Source organism: Streptococcus sp. 449_SSPC, assembly GCF_001073005.1.
GTDB classification, from domain to species: Bacteria; Bacillota; Bacilli; order Lactobacillales; family Streptococcaceae; genus Streptococcus; species Streptococcus salivarius_F.
This window is the reverse complement of the sequence record NZ_JVGR01000002.1, coordinates 98723-114288: the sequence shown is the minus strand read 5'-3', so window position 1 is coordinate 114288 and position 15566 is coordinate 98723. Positions and strand designations below refer to the sequence as shown.

The following is a 15566-nucleotide window of genomic DNA, read 5'->3' as shown; positions in this document are numbered from 1 at the left end:
ATAGAAAAAACTGGGAAATTGTTATATAGAATATTTAGAGGAGTAGAGGTTTAATAAAGAGAATGAACATTATTTAAGTGATGATCATCTAAAGAATGGTGATCAGGCTTTCGAGTCGGCTTTTAGTAATAAAGGGCCAGAGTTTGAATCTGCTTTTCAGGAGGAAAAAGCTGAGAAGCGATATTTCTTTTTGACTCTTGCTCTACCACTGATACTCTTAAGTGTGAGCTGGGGCTCGGTCTTCTTATCTTGGAAGTATAAGCCGATAATTGTGTATCTGGCTGTAATTGTGGCATGTTTTGTCCTTGCTACCATTCTCTTTAGAATGGGACAGAAGCTAGGTAGATTTCTCTTCACCGCAATCGTGGTTGGCTTGATTGGGCTATCCTTCTTTGCCACTTTAGGTGGTTCTGTCTATCGAGGGGCTATGAAAAAATACAGGTTGATTCAGCAGGTGTCTCAGTCAGATCTTGATGAGGATAAACCCGATAGTGATGATCCCAAAGACTACGAAGATGAGTCTGCGATTTATAACTGGACGGAAGAAGATTTTGAAAATCTGAAACCCAAGGCGGATACCTTACGTTCGATTATTAAAAGTCATGGTAAGGGCAATTATGTCGAGATGGAGTCTAGTGGTCTCAAGGTGAGATATAATCGTGGAGATGGCAATGAGTATAGTGATCTCTCTTTTGTGAAGGACGAAAAGGGACGCTTTGTCTATGATGGTGGAATAGCGACTTATCCCCTTGAGGGCGTCACTGAGGTTGATAATTATAGCAGTAATTGGACGGAAGAGCAGATAAATAGCTTACGTACTAAAGACCAAGACTATCCGGGTCCAGTAACATCCTTGTCTGAGGTAGTGAGGGAACATTCTCAGGCAAAAAGGTCCTGGAGAAGTATCAACGTCCATTCATCAGGAATCATGCATAAGTCAGTTGATCTTGATTACACTGATCAGAATAGTCCTTTTGAGAAAGCACAATTGTTAAGACTATCTTTTGAGTATAACGAAAAGAAAAAGGACTATTATTTGAGCTATAATTCTGTGGCTCGTCGTTACTAGGGATAACTATCTATGATAATGAATAACTAAACAGCAATTTTTTAGTAATAAGAGGTTTGATTATAAAGGGGGATTTTATAATGACAGCATCAAAAACCAAACGTCTCTTGTATTTTATGTCCGAATTGGAAAAGGGAAATGACATTTCAAAAATGGACTACCTAGCTCGCTTTGGCATAAGTGAGCGTACACTTAAAGAGGACGTGAGTGAACTCAAGGAAAATTTGACTGAGTTACGTCCAAATATGAAGGTTAAGTATTCCAGAAAATACGGTTCCTATCATGCCCAGTATGAACAGGGCTATGGTAACCTTAAATACAATCAGGCAGTTATCCTATCTAAGATTCTTTTAGAGAGTCGTGCCCTTCGAAAGGATGAAGTAGCAGAAATTATCAACATCTTTGTTGAGAGGGCTGTAGACGACAAGGAGCGCAGACGTATCAAGCGATTGACTGAGCTAGAACTAGATAGTTATCAAGAACTTAAGATTTATCAGGATCAAGATAAGTCACTCTTACCAGCTATTTCAGCCATTTTCGATGCCATTGTGGACCAACGTCCTTTGTCTTTTAGTTACCGTAAGCCAGGAGAAAAAGTGGAGGAATATAAGGTCTTTCCGATTTCAGTCATTTTTGATAACCATTATTTCTACTGTATTTCTTACAAACTGGATGATAACTTTACTTGTGATTATCAGTTCTCTGAAATCCGTTATTTCCGTGTGGATTGTTTCCAGACCATTCACAAATCTGAAAATGATTTGGCTTTCACGCTTAGTCCAGAACAAAAAGACCGTCTTATTACAGATGAGCAGGTGCGTTACCAGGCTTTCTCAATGCTTTCTGGTAATGAGTGGGCTCGAATTACCTTTGAGTATAAAGGACTTTACCGTGATGTCTTGGAATCCGATATTCCAAAACTTAAACTGTTAGAGGAAAGCACTAGTGATGGTGTTGATCAGGTCCGTTATGAGATTGAAACCTTTAGTTTATTAGGCTTTCAAAAGTATATTCAACGCTTTGATGGAGATTTTGTTTTCCTTAAGATTGAAGCAATGGATAATTAATAAAAAAGGCATTCGATTATCCGAATGTCTTTTCAAATCTGACAAAAATAGTATAATTGTGTTAAAATAGGAATACGGAAGCGTTATCATTTTCATAAGGAGGGAAAATATGAAAGAAAAGAAAAAAGAAATGCAAAAACAAGTCTTAACTCTTCTAGGAATCTTGATTTTTGCCTTTGTCAATGTGTTTATCTTTGATAATAAGATGGGCGCTGGTTTTTCTGCCTTCTCAACTATCACCCTGATGAGTATTGGACTCTTGTCTAAGCGCACCAGTCTGCGAGTTTTGGCTATTATTTCCTATCTCATCAATGTGGTAGCAGCCGTTTTTGGCTTCAACTATGTTGGTTTTCTAACAGCAGTTCAGGCCATTGAACTTATCTTCGTTATCTGGTATCTTTACCCACGTGACACGTTTTTGAGACGAGATACAACTGATAAATACACTTACTGCTATCGTTGGATTCATTTGCTCTTGACGGTTTTGATCTCACTTGGAGGTTACATCGTTTTTGCAGTTGTTTCTAGTATTTGGAATGGTTCTTTCCTAGAATACGGTGGAAACACGGCTCTCATTTTCGCCATGCAGTACTTACTCTTCTTAAGCATCACTAAGTCAAGGCAAGATGAACCGACTAAGGTTGCCCATTTGTTCCAAAAGGAACGCCGTACTAAGGAAATGAAAGCGGCAATAGAGGCTGAACGCCAAGCCAAAGAAAGAGCACTTGCACAAGCCTTTGAGGTACCTTTGAAGACACCTAGTCAAACGGCTGCAAAATTTGGTAACAACATGATTAAATTTGCATCTGTCTGGCTTTTGGTGATGGATATGTCCATCTTGGCTTATTTCTTCCGTCCAAATGATGTTGGTTTCGGCTTCGGTGCCTTCTTTGTACTCTTGACCATTGTCTTGTCCTTGATTTTCAAATCTGAGGAAGACAAGGAGGACGTTTTCTCTATCATCTATCATAAGGTTCGTCCTATCCAACCTATTTTCTTCATTTTACTTTTGATTGCCCATGCGCATAAGTTTAGCTATGGTGCTGCTTACGCTCTCTTGTTCTCAGCTGCCTATTTCTTCTGGGCTATCAATAAGATTAATATGAAGACTCTCTTGACCTTTACAGTCATCATTTATTTCTTCCCAGTCTTTGGTTATCTCTCTAACCCATACCGTCTGGGTGCTGAAAACCTTAAGATGGTAGGTGAACTGGTGACAGATCGTGAGAAGTCTAATACCTTCTATCTCGGTCATTATTGGTCACTTCTAGGTCTACAGAGCGATGGTGAATATGAAGGAGTCCCTACTTCATGGCAGGCTGCTAAGTTCGCTGATATTCAGACATTCTCTGATGACAGTGACATCACTTCAGGTGTCTTCCAAGTGAATAGTCACAATGATTATGATTATGATTTACATTTAACTAATAACAAGGGCACCATTGAAGTCACAACTGGCTCTGGAAAAGATAAGAAAGAATACCAGTTCACTGACTTTGCCAGAACCTATTATCGATATGAAAAATTGAAAAAAACGGATAACCAAAAGCGTTATAAAGATTTTTACAAGGTAGGTACCGTTTCGACTGAGTTGGGAACTTATAATCTTTACCTCGAAATGAATCAAGATTGGGTTGATGACTATCAAAAAGATCCTACTAATGTTGACTACCGTTTGCTTATCTCTGGTGATAAACTGACACCAAGAGAAGCTTACAAGAAAGCATATCATTACTAAAAAAGTATCTCTGCAATTTGCAGAGATACTTTTGTCTGTCAGTCTTTGTATCCTCGCTTAGTTAACTCTCGTACTAGTACAGCCCCCAAGATTGAAGGCACTAATTGTCCTAAGAGGAGATTAATAACGAGAGCAAAATAAGGAAGTTTGAGTAAGGCGCTAAGCCAGATTGGTACCACTAAGGCAGGAATGAGTAGGATTGGAAGGATGATGAACCAGCTAGATAACTTAGCTTTACGGATGAGGTAGATGCTACCGGTTGTTAAAAAGCTAGCACAGAAACCACCAACCACGTCAATCAATCCCAAACCTCCAAAAGAGTTTGCGATGGCATTAGCCAGACTAATTGGGAAAACCAAAAATGGGAAGATGTAGGTTAATCCATATAAAGCGGTGGCCAGACGCATCTGAACCGCACCAAAGGGAATGGCTTGAGACACAAAGAGGATAGCGATGTAAAGAGCCATCATAATAGCTGACAGAACGAGCTTTTGAGTGGTATTAAGTTTGGTTTTCATCATTTCTCCTTAATTGGGCATAGTAAAAGAGTAGCAGTTCTACTCTTTTTGTGATTTAGGTCTAGAGTTATTTTATAAATCAATCTCTAAGACAATAGGTGTGTGGTCTTGGCGATCACCAGAGTCAATCATGTCTGATTTTGTGACCTTATCGGCAATACGATTTGAAGTCAACCAGTAGTCGATTCTCCAGCCTGTATTGTTGATTTTAGATGTTTTACTACGTTGGGCCCACCATGTGTAGGCTCCTGTAACGTCGCCATTGAGGTGACGGTAGGTATCGGTGAAACCTTTTGCAAGGAGGTTAGTGAAACCAGCACGTTCTTCATCTGTAAATCCTGGTGAACGACGATTACTTGAAGGATTAGCCAAGTCGATTTCCTTGTGGGCAACATTGTAGTCACCAGTCGCAAGAACTGGTTTCTGAGCGTCTAATTCAGCTAGGTAATCCGCATATTTTTCATCCCAGATTTGACGTTCAAGCAGACGTTTGAGGCCATCACCAGCGTTTGGTGTGTAGACCTGTGTCACAAAGAATTGGTCAAATTCGAGAGTGATGATGCGTCCTTCACAGTCCATGGTTGAAGGTGCTCCGATTTCAGGATAGGTAATGACTGGATTCAGTTCTTTTTTATACAAGAACATGGTTCCAGCATAACCTTTACGGGCAGGTTCAACAGATGAACGCCAAGTATTGTCATAGTCAGGGAAGTAGTCTTCCAAGATTTGCAGATGTTTTTTAGTCGGCCCTTTAGCAGACAGTTTTGTCTCTTGAATAGCAATGATATCTGCATTTTCAGCGGCTAAAGTGTCGATAACAGCACGTGATAATTGAGCGCGTGCAGAATCACTAGTAAGGGCGGCATTTAGGGAATCAATATTCCAAGAAATTAATTTCATGTGTACAGTTTCCTTTTTTGAATACTTCCTTTCTATTGTAGCAGAAAATAAGGTGTCAGGCGAGTTATGGGATTGATAAGAGAAGCTAGGAGGAGTATACTAATCTTAGATTGAGAGGTACATATTAATGAAAAAGCAATCCTACATTTATTACTTGTTTTGGGTGCTCTTGTTGATACAAATCATTCTTACCATTATGGCTAGTCTGTCACAGGGAATTATTCTTCCCCTTGCCATTTTTCCAGGGATGAGTCTCTTCTTTCTATTTTGCTTAAGGTATCTCTTGCATTACAACCTTAATCAATCTCCCTCGGAACCCTTATTTGTCCTTCGTAGGAGTGGTCTTGGAACTAGTTTAAATCCTAGAAATCCCCTAGGCTATAAGCTTAGTCTCCTAGTGGTCATGGGTGTTTTAGTTCTCCTTTTCTGCCTAACCCTATTAGCCTTTCTTGGAAAATAGAGTCTTAGGCTTTTTTATTTATCACTAGTTAGCGATAATGTTATTCTCATAACAAATAAAAGAATTACTGGAGGAAAGATTTATGACGATTGAACTTGGCATTTCAACTTTTGGAGAAACAACCCTCCTAGAATCGACTGGAAAAGCTATCTCTCATGACCAACGTATTCGAGACCTCGTTGAAGAAATTGAATTGGCGGATCAGGTTGGACTAGATATTTATGCGATTGGAGAGCATCACCGTGAAGATTTTGCGGTATCGGCACCGGAAATTGTTCTTGCAGCAGGTGCTGTGAATACCAAGAAGATTCGTTTATCTAGTGCAGTAACCATTTTGTCATCTATTGACCCGGTTCGTGTCTATCAGCAGTATGCAACCATTGATGCTCTGTCAAGTGGCCGTGCAGAAATCATGGCGGGTAGAGGTTCTTTTGTTGAGAGTTTTCCACTTTTTGGCTATGATCTTTCAGACTATGATGAACTTTTCAATGAAAAACTAGATATGCTTCTGGAAGTGAAAAAACAAACGAATTTAACTTGGCAAGGTAAGCATACTCAATCTGTTGACAATCGCCCTGTGTATCCGCGAGCAGTCCAAGATGATTTTCCGGTATGGGTAGCGACAGGTGGTCACATTGAGTCGACCATTCAAATTGCGGAAAAAGGTCTGCCAATTGCCTATGCTACAATTGGAGGAAATCCGAAGGCCTTTGCAAAATTAGTTGAGGTTTATAAGGAAATTGGTGCTCGAAATGGTTATTCGGATGAACAACTTAAGGTGGCTGCTCATTCTTGGGGGTGGATTGAAGAAAATAATTTCCAAGCGATAGAGAATTATTTTTATCCAACAAAACAAACAGTGGATAACATTGCTAAGGATCGCCCACACTGGTCTGAAATGACTAAAGAGCAGTACTATGCTAGTGTTGGACCAAACGGAGCCATGTTCGTTGGGGACCCTGCTCACGTTGCTCAAAAAATCATTCGTATTATTGAGGATTTACAGCTAGATCGCTTCATGCTTCATCTCCCAATTGGTTCTATGCCACATGAAGACGTTCTAAAGGCTATTAAACTTTATGGTGAAGAAGTGGCGCCGATTGTTCGTCGTTATTTTGAAAATAAAGGATAATAGCTTGAAGGTAAATCTCAAGTTCTCTCTACTATTGTCATCATCACTGTTCTATGATAGGATGGAAGATAATTGATAAAGAGAAGAGGAAAATTATGCGAAAGCTGTCAGAAGCAGAATGGATAAGTCGTTTTGAGCAAGTTCAGGGGCGTAAACCGAAACCTGATGAACTACAATTAGCTTATCAGTCTGGCCTTATTGGAATCTCGAAAAATTATAATTATATCTATATTCTTCTGGGGGCTCTGGTAGCGATAGTAGTTGGTATTGGCTTGACTCTAGTCTCTAGTTCACTGAAGAACGTCAAACAGACTAAGTCATCTGCCACAGTGGCTAGCTCGATATTCTCATCGACAGATAAGGCTAGTGCCAAGCCAAGTACTTCATCGGCCGAAAATACGAAGACAAGTGAATCTAGCAGTGCAAGTATTGACACACCTGATGCTAACCATGCTAAGGAAGCCTATACTGAAAATCCACGTTGGACCAATGACAAAGCTAGTCAACTTGCTAGTTTGATGGTTTCTTGGGGCAATCAGATGAATCAGCCTGGATACAAAGAAATTACCAATGAAGCCTCTTCCTTGCCTATCCGTTGGATGTCGGACCATAACCAGACTGTGGATGCTACTTATGCTGCAAATGGTAATAGCAGTTCTGAGTATACCATTGTTTCCGTTTACGAGAGATGGGAAAATGTATCTGTTCACCGTTATTTCTTCACCATTAAAAAAGATGGGACTCCCTTTGTGCTTTATTCACCAACTACCAATGGTGGTGTCTATTATGTCAAAGAAACAGAAAATGCAGACCTTAAATCAGGATATGCAGACATTGTAAACAATTAAAAAACTAGGAATCCGACTGGGTTCCTAGTTTTTACTTTGAAGACAAGTCAAGCTGTGTTCAGCTCTTCTACAGTCATTCGCTCTTATTTAACCTTCTTAGCTAACATGGTTGCAAATTGAAGGGCGATGGGATTGCCATATTCATCCAAACGGTGAAGGTGACCAAGATTTTCATTATACTTGACTAACTCCCAGTCACTATAATAATTTTTCAACTCCCCCTCTTCAAATGTAAATGGGAAAGGCATGGTACAAGGGTGTTCCTCGGTATCCATGGCACAGACAATTAGATTGTAACCACCAACGACAGTACGCTCTTGTATATTCTTGATAATAGCCGAAATTTGATCGGGATCAAGGAACATAAAGACTACTGTTGATAGGATGAAGTCAAAGGTCTCAGACTCAGGAAGAGCAGCAGCATTGATATCGTAGTAGCCAGCTCTAACATTGTAATTTTCCTCATCTGCAATCATTTGGATGCGTTGTGTAGCTTCGTTATTAACATCAACGGCTGTAACATCATGCCCAAGAGATGCCAAATAAAGAGCGTTACGACCGTGACCACAGCCTAGGTCAAGGGTACGACCAGGTTTGATATGGCCAGATTGGACTGCTTCAAGAACCTCGGAGTGGGCCTTAGTATCATACTTTTTAGCCATGTAGTCTTCGGGTTTACAGTAAAAAGAAAGATAGCATTCCAAATCATCTGAAGCAGCAGCGATGCGATGCCAAGCTTGTGGTTCAACAAAAGGAATCTCTGTCTCGGGGGTAAAGAGATGCTCTGCAGTAACCTCTCCCTCTTCGTCTAATTCGTAGAAGTGAAGAGATCCCGATAGAATGGTCAATTTAGCCCAAGTTCCCACCTTAGTATTGTGTTTTTGCGTCACCATTTCCGGAAGTGTTGTAGCTGTCCAGTTTGGTAAACGTTTGTAGCAAAGAAGTTGCTGATCTATAGTCATTTTATGAGTTCCTTTCAAACGGTATGGCTCTATTATAGCAAAAGTATGGAAAAAGAAAAAAGGTCTAGCCGGGTGAGCTAGACGCTTTTCTTGTGAGAGATCTGATAATCTAGGAATGGGGAAAAGTGTTTGGGGAAGATAGGTATAAATGTTAAGAAGGGTTCCTAGACTATTTAGAAAATGTCTATGAGAACAATAAGTTTTAAATGATAAAACATTTATCTATAACTCATTAGGTCTCTCTTTACATTATCTATTGTACCAAAAAAATCAGAGAAAACTTACATATTTTTAAAATATGTAAGAAAAAATCATGAACAGTCATTTTCTGATCTTGAATGGTAATTTTGTGAGAATTATTTTGAACGATTACTAATCTACTAGGTTAATATCAAGGCCTATGTGCTTTAGATACAATAAAGAACGCCTAGCTGCTGTTGCTAGACGTTCTTTATTAGGAGAGATCTGGAAATCTAGGAATGGGGGAAAAGTGTTTGGGGAAGATAGGTATAAATGTTAAGAAGGGTTCCTAGACTATTTTTATTCTGTTTATGAGAATAATGAGCAAAAACTAACAAAGTTGAGTTTTCTAACTCATCCGGTCTCTCTTTACATTTTCTATTTTACCAAAAAAAATGGAGAAAACTTTACATATCTTTAAAATATGTAAGAAAAAATCATGAACAGTCATTTTCTGGTCTTGAATGGTCATCTCACTTGTATAAAAAAAACAGAACCTGATAGGTCTGCTTATAAATTATAGTGATGGTGTAAGAACTTAAATCTTGCTATAGAGCTTCTTAACATTGTTAATATCAACTGGTTGGATACTTGTCTTACCACCTTTAGGTTCCATTACAGAGGCAACAGCACTGTTGTGCTCAAGTCCAATTGAGTGGCCTAATTCGTGTTGCGCAGTGTTAAGGAGTTTTCCACCATTCTTTTGATAATAATTGTTTTGAACATGGAAGGTGTTCAAGTAAACAGTAGCATTACTATATTGCTTAGTTGGGAGGTAGTAAGTAGAGTAGGTAACCCCAAGAGGAGCTGCTACATTACCTTCATAACGTTCATCAGCAATGATGTTAGCTTTTTGTTTATCGTTAGTGAGCAAGAAATTAAAGGCACCAGTGTTATTCCAAGAAGTGATAGCTTGTTTGTAGGCATTCACGATTTCAGGATTTTTAGCATTGATGAAGACTGTTGCTTCCTTAGTTGACCAGTGAGGAGTGTCGTAATTCTCTTTTACCAGTTCGTTATTCTTTTGCCATACTTGAGCAATTCGGTCCACTGGTTTAGCAGGTTGGATAGGAGTAGCTTTAGGAGCTGTAGGTTTAGTGACAGTCGTTGTTGGCTTCTTAGGTTGTGTCGTTGTAGAAGGCGCTGGCTTGTTTACAACAGTTGTTGGTTTCTTAGGTTGAGTTGTAGATGTTGTAGGTTTGTTAGCGACTGTGGCTGGTTTTTTAGGTTGACTAACAGCAGGAGTTGATTGTTTAGGTTTTGTTGTAGCTGTTGTCGTGGGCTTTGTAGAAGGTGTTAATGGTTTTGGAATATAAGTAGATAGAATCTTATGAACTTTACCATTATTAATTTCTGTTGATACCCATGTAGCACCATCTTTTGACCAGGTTTGTGCTTGAGCGACAGTTTCGGTCTTTGGTTCAGAGTGATTTTCTACAGCCTTATGATTGCTATCTGTATTTGTCGGAATTCTAGTCCCATAGGTTTTGCTACCAGTCTGGCTGTCGACAGTACTGCTAGCTGTTTGACTATCTTGTTTCAATTCCTCAAAAGTCGGAGTATTTGTGGGCGTTTGTTCATAGTCATTTTCATGTGTATGAAGATCATCTACAGAGGTATGTGACACAGTAGTCACAGTAGTAGGTGTTTCACTAGATACACCTGTTTGAGTGATGGTATTGGTATTTGTAGTTGTTTCAAGTTCAGAAAATGTCATAGCCTGGTTAGGATCTGAAACATAGGTTTGATCCGCAGAGGCATGCTGAGGACTTCCCACAAGAAAAGCACTAATGATACCAACAGTTGCAAGGGTTAAGATAGTCTTTGTCTTAGTCCCTTGTGTTTTAAAAGAACGTAACATAACTTTCTCCTTTTTAATATAAAACAAAAACAGCTCTCATGATAACATCTAAAAATGAAGATAAAGTGACAAGAAGATAACAATTGTTTTATAAATGAAATGAGGTAAGTTAAAAAGACTTTATGCTGTAAAAAAAGGAATATTCTCCGATTAATTATGATAAAATGTTAAATAGGTATATTAAAGTATATTAGAAAGAAAGAGGGAAATAAGATGCTTTCTATTATCGTCCTTGAAGATGATGCCTTGCAGCGTCATCGTGTTAGCCGTTTATTGGACGAAGCAGTTGAGGAGTCGAAGGCCGTTGTTGATGGGATTACCTTTTATGAGCAAGGTCAGGAATTGTTAGATGCTGATAGAGGTTCGGGTAAATCCATGGTTTATCTTTTGGATATTGACCTTAAAAATCAAACGAAGCAGGGACTAGATATTGGGCTTGAAATCCGTAAGGAAGACTTGAAAGCACAAATCGCTTTTGTTACGGCCTACTCTGAGTTTATGCCCTTGACCTTCCGTTATAAGATTCAAGCTCTGGACTTTGTTGATAAATCCATGGAAGATGCAGATCTTAAGAGAGCCTTGGTAGAACTTTTAGATTTTGCGTATTCGCAGGTTGAGCAAGAAACCAAGGCACAGAGTCTGACGGTAAAAACGGATAAAAATGATGTTAATATTCCTTATGATGACATTTTATACATTGAAACAGCCCCTGTGCCACATAAGTTGATAGCTCACACCAAGTCAAACCTAGTAGAATTCTATGGAAAAATTGCAGAAGTAGCGAAATTGGATGATATTTTCTTCCAAACGCATCGCTCTTTTGTTGTCAATGTGAGTAATGTGACAAGTGTGGATCGTACGGCTAATATGGTCTTCTTTGAGGGAGACGAGTCATGCCTCCTATCGCGGACACGTAAAAAGGAACTTTTGGAACGATTGAAAAATCGTTAAGGTTCAGATTTTCCCCTTCTTCTCTAATCATTATTGAAAGTTTTCTGAAATTCGAAATAACTATTCAATTTTATCTCATATAATAGCAGGAAGTGTGCTAAAATAGTAATGTGGCTTTTTACTGCTTATTTAAGATTACTAGAAGGAGGTGGCTAACCATTAAATGATGCTCAATTTGCAAATTGCATTAGAATATCTTTTGCATTTCATCGTCATACAGTGGATTTACGAAAAGACCAGCTTGGTCAAGATACCACGTATGATTCTTCCTATTGCGTTCTTAGTTGAATGTATAGGGGGGATACTGGGGATGTCATATAATGTCGGTTTGTCCTTTATGACACCGTTCTACCTTCTTTTCTATGCTTATTTCTATGGCAAGGAAAGAACCACCAATATGTTGGCATTTTATGCTTTCTATCCTCTTGTTCTTTATCTTTTGATTTTTAATGGTTATGCCTACTTTTTGATGCCGGGATTTGGTATCACATCGGATTTCCTTAACAAAAGTTATCTTTATTTCATTTTCTTTGACCTTTTAATTATTCCAACATTTGTCGCTCTTTCCAAACTTCTTAATATTGATTTTAAATATTTGAGGGTTTTGGAGCGAGATCGCAAATTTGGTCGGATAATGTTTTTCACTAACTTTGTTTTGATTAGTTATGTGATTATGAACTATTCCGTAGTTGTGGCTTCGCGTTTCTTTGATTTGTACTATGCTGGCCATATTATAACCTTGATTGGCTATATAGCGATTCTTTATGCTGTTTACAGTGTCAATAGATACGCAGATGAGTACTTTGAAAATGAGCGAAGAAAAGAAAATCGTCGTCACTTGGATGACCTAGAGAAGTATTCTGAACAAGTCGAAAGTCTTTACGAAACGTTACGCAGTTTCCGTCACGACTATACTAATGTTATGATTTCGCTTAATGAAGCCATTCAGATGAAAGACATCGACCAAATCAAGATGATTTATGATAGTGTCTTGAAAGATTCGGCATCAGATTTGAAGCAGCAAAAGTTTGATTTGGCAAAATTAACTCGTGTGACCAACATGCCGCTTAAGAGTCTGTTGTCATCTAAAGTAGCCGAGGCTTTTGATAAAGGTATTCAATGTCATGTTGAGGTTGAAGAGGGTGTCTTCTTCACAGATATGCGTCCACTCGACTTGATTACAATCATATCTATTCTGTGTGATAATGCTATAGAAGCTACTGTATTAGCAGATGAACCAAAATTATCTATCGCTATCTTTAAGATGGAAAATCAATCCGTTATTGTTGTTGAGAATTCAACTAAGGAAGCTTCTATTGATGTGGCTCCTTTGAAACAAAGAGGATTTTCAACAAAAGGAACAGGTCGAGGATTGGGCTTGGCAAATATCGAAGAGATTCTCTTTAGATATGATAATGTCACGCTTGAAACGGAATCAGCACAACACCGTTTTGTCCAATTATTGTCTATTACACCAAAAGAAGATTAATGGGGATTTAATAAGAATTTTTAGAATTCTTGTTAATCCCTATTTTTATGTTAAAAAGTATGGTAAAATAGGGAAGTTAATCATGTGTTTTTTAATTCAGGGGGATTTATTATGTTGAAAGACGAATGGTTAGAGTACTTTGAGGCTGTGAATGGCCGAAAACCAAGACCAATCGACTTTAAAGAAGCCTTGGAGCGAGGAGAGTTTGTTCTCTCTGAAGGTGCAGAGGCTAAACAAGCAGCTGATCAAGGAGAATCATCAGCTGAACAACAGTTTGAAGAAGGAACCGCAACTGCCAGAGCACTAGCCCAGTCTCAGAAAGAGCGTGACAACGCGCAAGAGGCTATGGCAAATGCGGCCCAAGAAAAGAGAAAGGCCCTATCTCAAGAGACTGTTGGTCAAGTAAGAACCATTCAGTCGGGCCGTCAGGCTGAGGATATTCAAAAAGAAGAGGAACAACGCAAACGCGTCGCAGAGGCTAAAGAGCGTTTGGCAAGCTATGCGCCAACCCGTCCAGATGCAGGAAATCATTCTGTTAACACCTCGAGTGAGCCTAATCAATCTATTCCAGTTTTCAGTAACCAAGCACAGCATCTTGGATTGTCTGAGGATTTGACAAAACTTGATCATAAGGAAGAAAAAGCAGCTAAGAAGCTTGCTCGTCAAGCTGCTCGTGATAAGAAAAAGGCTGAAAAATTAGCTGCTAAAGCTAAATCTAAGGAAGAACAGACAGTTGCCAAACTAGAAAAGAGATTGGAAAGTCAGGTTCGTCTTCTAGAAACGATTCAAAACGCTAATCAAAAATCGCAAAAGGCCAAAAATTGGGGCAAAGGAGCCTTGATTTCTAGTCTTGTTGCTGTTGTTTTGATGTTGCTTGTTGGTGGAGTATACGGTTTTTGGCGTAATGCTTCGGGGAACATTGAGGGGACTTGGGAATTAAAATCGTCTAAGGTCTTGGACGAAAATTCTGGAAAGTTAACCAATGCTCTGAAAGAACATGAAGATAAAGATGAAATTTACGTCTCTTTCCTTAAAGTTGATCAGTCTAATAATTTACAAACACATTCTTACTTTTATAAAAAAGGTGAGGAGGATCAGCCTACTTTTACAGCTTCAGATTATTTGAAGGAATATCAAGTTGTTGATCAGTGGAATAAATCGATCACCTATACTAAAGAAGTTTCAGAATTTAAACGTGAGTTGACTAAAGTTGTCTCGCAACTTTATCCTAATGCAGATAAGAATCTAGTAGATTACTATATTTCAGATAACGTAGATAACTACCGACTCTACCGTAAAGGGAAACGTACCAAATCTTATACTGTAAATAAAGATACCTTGGTTGTTTCTACCTACAACGAGGATGGCAAGTTGACCAGTCGTGATACATACGAGAAAGTGTCGAAGGCAGCGGCTAAGGGTTTAGAAGCTGAATATGCTGAAGCAAAGGTAGCTTATGAAAAAAATCATAAGACTACAGCTAAGAAATAGTCGAAAAGGAAGTTAGAGTTTGACTCTAACTTTTTTGTAGAAATCTTAAGTCTGTCAAGTTTTTTTCTTGACACATGAAAATGATATGGTATACTAGTTAAGGTCGAGGGGCGATAAGTGCCCTCACCATAATAAAAAACTAAAGAAAAGAGATATTAAAAATGGCAGTAAAAATCCGTTTGACTCGTATGGGTTCTAAGAAAAAACCTTTCTACCGTATTAACGTTGCAGATTCACGTGCTCCACGTGATGGACGTTTCATCGAAACAGTTGGTACTTACAACCCACTCGTTGAAGAAAACCAAGTAACACTTAAAGAAGAACGTGTTCTTGAGTGGTTGTCTAAAGGTGCACAACCTTCAGATACAGTTCGTAACATCCTTTCAAAAGAAGGCGTTATGAAGAAATTCCACGAATCAAAATTCTCAAAATAATTTTTTAGCCTATGGATACCATTGAAAATCTTATTATCGCTATCGTTAAACCTTTAATTGCTTCACCAGATCAGTTGACCATCAAAATTATTGACGGTCCTGAGTTTTTGGAGTACCATCTTGATCTTGCCCCAGCCGATATTGGGCGTGTTATCGGGAAAAAAGGACGTACTATTACGGCGATAAGAGCGATTGTCTATTCGGTACCTACTCAAGGTAAAAAAGTTCGTCTTGTTATTGACGAAAAAGAGAAAGCTTAAGAGGTGACCCTAGGGTTGCCTTTTTTGCATATTTTGGTTATACCTAGGAGTCTTTGGTATAATAAGAGCGTCAAAGCATTAAGCTCAAGGAAAAACTAGAAATCTAGTTTAGAGGTCAGCTTAATGACTAAGTTGAAGCATTAGCC

Annotated in this window: 14 protein-coding genes; 10 read left to right on the top strand and 4 right to left on the bottom strand. The window is 38.8% G+C overall.

What is annotated here, in order from left to right; translation table 11 throughout:
• Positions 1–325 precede the first annotated feature (325 nt).
• From ADH51_RS00580 to ADH51_RS00570, 3 genes are all read left to right on the top strand, one after another.
• The gene (locus ADH51_RS00580; RefSeq protein ID WP_239682160.1) at positions 326–1069 is read left to right on the top strand and encodes a hypothetical protein; all 744 of its coding nucleotides are present in this window, start codon (positions 326–328) and stop codon (positions 1067–1069) included.
• An 80-nt stretch (positions 1070–1149) separates the two neighbouring features.
• Positions 1150–2136, top strand: a complete 987-nt coding sequence (locus tag ADH51_RS00575) for a helix-turn-helix transcriptional regulator (protein ID WP_048673815.1) — start codon at positions 1150–1152, stop codon at positions 2134–2136.
• A 109-nt stretch (positions 2137–2245) separates the two neighbouring features.
• Complete coding sequence (locus ADH51_RS00570) at positions 2246–3874, top strand: hypothetical protein (RefSeq protein WP_048673813.1); 1629 nt, start codon at positions 2246–2248, stop codon at positions 3872–3874.
• Positions 3875–3912: 38 nt separating this feature from the next.
• On the opposite strand, the gene ADH51_RS00565 is transcribed toward ADH51_RS00570, so the two are convergent.
• Together ADH51_RS00565 and ADH51_RS00560 are read right to left on the bottom strand one after the other, a co-directional pair.
• On the bottom strand, positions 3913–4392 hold the full coding sequence (locus ADH51_RS00565; RefSeq protein ID WP_048673811.1) for a QueT transporter family protein: 480 nt from the start codon (positions 4390–4392) through the stop codon (positions 3913–3915).
• 72 nt (positions 4393–4464) lie between these two features.
• Positions 4465–5292 (bottom strand): exodeoxyribonuclease III, encoded by an 828-nt coding sequence (locus tag ADH51_RS00560; RefSeq protein ID WP_048673809.1) that lies wholly within the window; start codon positions 5290–5292, stop codon positions 4465–4467.
• A 542-nt stretch (positions 5293–5834) separates the two neighbouring features.
• Between ADH51_RS00560 and ADH51_RS00550 the strand changes: the two genes are divergently transcribed.
• Entirely contained in the window at positions 5835–6884 is a 1050-nt protein-coding gene (locus tag ADH51_RS00550) for an LLM class flavin-dependent oxidoreductase (protein ID WP_048673807.1), read from the top strand.
• A 95-nt stretch (positions 6885–6979) separates the two neighbouring features.
• The gene (locus ADH51_RS00545; protein ID WP_048673805.1) at positions 6980–7732 is read left to right on the top strand and encodes a DUF4767 domain-containing protein; all 753 of its coding nucleotides are present in this window, start codon (positions 6980–6982) and stop codon (positions 7730–7732) included.
• An 83-nt stretch (positions 7733–7815) separates the two neighbouring features.
• Here the strand turns inward: ADH51_RS00545 and tehB are convergent, their stop codons facing one another.
• Complete coding sequence (gene tehB / locus ADH51_RS00540; RefSeq protein WP_048673803.1) at positions 7816–8694, bottom strand: SAM-dependent methyltransferase TehB; 879 nt, start codon at positions 8692–8694, stop codon at positions 7816–7818.
• Between the two features lie 778 nt (positions 8695–9472).
• Positions 9473–10795: a matrixin family metalloprotease gene (locus ADH51_RS00535; RefSeq protein WP_048673802.1), complete on the bottom strand. Its 1323-nt coding sequence runs from the start codon at positions 10793–10795 to the stop codon at positions 9473–9475.
• Between the two features lie 213 nt (positions 10796–11008).
• On the opposite strand from ADH51_RS00535, the gene ADH51_RS00530 reads away from it, so the two are divergent.
• From ADH51_RS00530 to ADH51_RS00510, 5 genes are all read left to right on the top strand, one after another.
• Positions 11009–11746: a LytR/AlgR family response regulator transcription factor gene (locus ADH51_RS00530; protein ID WP_022496803.1), complete on the top strand. Its 738-nt coding sequence runs from the start codon at positions 11009–11011 to the stop codon at positions 11744–11746.
• Between the two features lie 310 nt (positions 11747–12056).
• On the top strand, positions 12057–13235 hold the full coding sequence (locus tag ADH51_RS00525) for a sensor histidine kinase (RefSeq protein WP_002884300.1): 1179 nt from the start codon (positions 12057–12059) through the stop codon (positions 13233–13235).
• A 111-nt stretch (positions 13236–13346) separates the two neighbouring features.
• The gene (locus ADH51_RS00520; protein ID WP_048673799.1) at positions 13347–14726 is read left to right on the top strand and encodes a hypothetical protein; all 1380 of its coding nucleotides are present in this window, start codon (positions 13347–13349) and stop codon (positions 14724–14726) included.
• Between the two features lie 161 nt (positions 14727–14887).
• A complete protein-coding gene (rpsP, locus tag ADH51_RS00515) occupies positions 14888–15160 on the top strand; it encodes a 30S ribosomal protein S16 (protein ID WP_002884675.1) in 273 nt (90 codons plus the stop codon).
• A gap of 11 nt (positions 15161–15171) precedes the next feature.
• Positions 15172–15420, top strand: a complete 249-nt coding sequence (locus ADH51_RS00510) for a KH domain-containing protein (RefSeq protein ID WP_002884680.1) — start codon at positions 15172–15174, stop codon at positions 15418–15420.
• Positions 15421–15566: the final 146 nt, after the last annotated feature.

Coding starts and splice junctions, on each gene's coding strand:
- ADH51_RS00580 (WP_239682160.1), top strand. CDS start 326: ATGGGACAGAAGCTAGGTAGATTTCTCTTCACCGCAATCGTGGTTGGC.
- ADH51_RS00575 (WP_048673815.1), top strand. CDS start 1,150: ATGACAGCATCAAAAACCAAACGTCTCTTGTATTTTATGTCCGAATTG.
- ADH51_RS00570 (WP_048673813.1), top strand. CDS start 2,246: ATGAAAGAAAAGAAAAAAGAAATGCAAAAACAAGTCTTAACTCTTCTA.
- ADH51_RS00565 (WP_048673811.1), bottom strand. CDS start 4,392: ATGAAAACCAAACTTAATACCACTCAAAAGCTCGTTCTGTCAGCTATT.
- ADH51_RS00560 (WP_048673809.1), bottom strand. CDS start 5,292: ATGAAATTAATTTCTTGGAATATTGATTCCCTAAATGCCGCCCTTACT.
- ADH51_RS00550 (WP_048673807.1), top strand. CDS start 5,835: ATGACGATTGAACTTGGCATTTCAACTTTTGGAGAAACAACCCTCCTA.
- ADH51_RS00545 (WP_048673805.1), top strand. CDS start 6,980: ATGCGAAAGCTGTCAGAAGCAGAATGGATAAGTCGTTTTGAGCAAGTT.
- tehB (WP_048673803.1), bottom strand. CDS start 8,694: ATGACTATAGATCAGCAACTTCTTTGCTACAAACGTTTACCAAACTGG.
- ADH51_RS00535 (WP_048673802.1), bottom strand. CDS start 10,795: ATGTTACGTTCTTTTAAAACACAAGGGACTAAGACAAAGACTATCTTA.
- ADH51_RS00530 (WP_022496803.1), top strand. CDS start 11,009: ATGCTTTCTATTATCGTCCTTGAAGATGATGCCTTGCAGCGTCATCGT.
- ADH51_RS00525 (WP_002884300.1), top strand. CDS start 12,057: ATGTCATATAATGTCGGTTTGTCCTTTATGACACCGTTCTACCTTCTT.
- ADH51_RS00520 (WP_048673799.1), top strand. CDS start 13,347: ATGTTGAAAGACGAATGGTTAGAGTACTTTGAGGCTGTGAATGGCCGA.
- rpsP (WP_002884675.1), top strand. CDS start 14,888: ATGGCAGTAAAAATCCGTTTGACTCGTATGGGTTCTAAGAAAAAACCT.
- ADH51_RS00510 (WP_002884680.1), top strand. CDS start 15,172: ATGGATACCATTGAAAATCTTATTATCGCTATCGTTAAACCTTTAATT.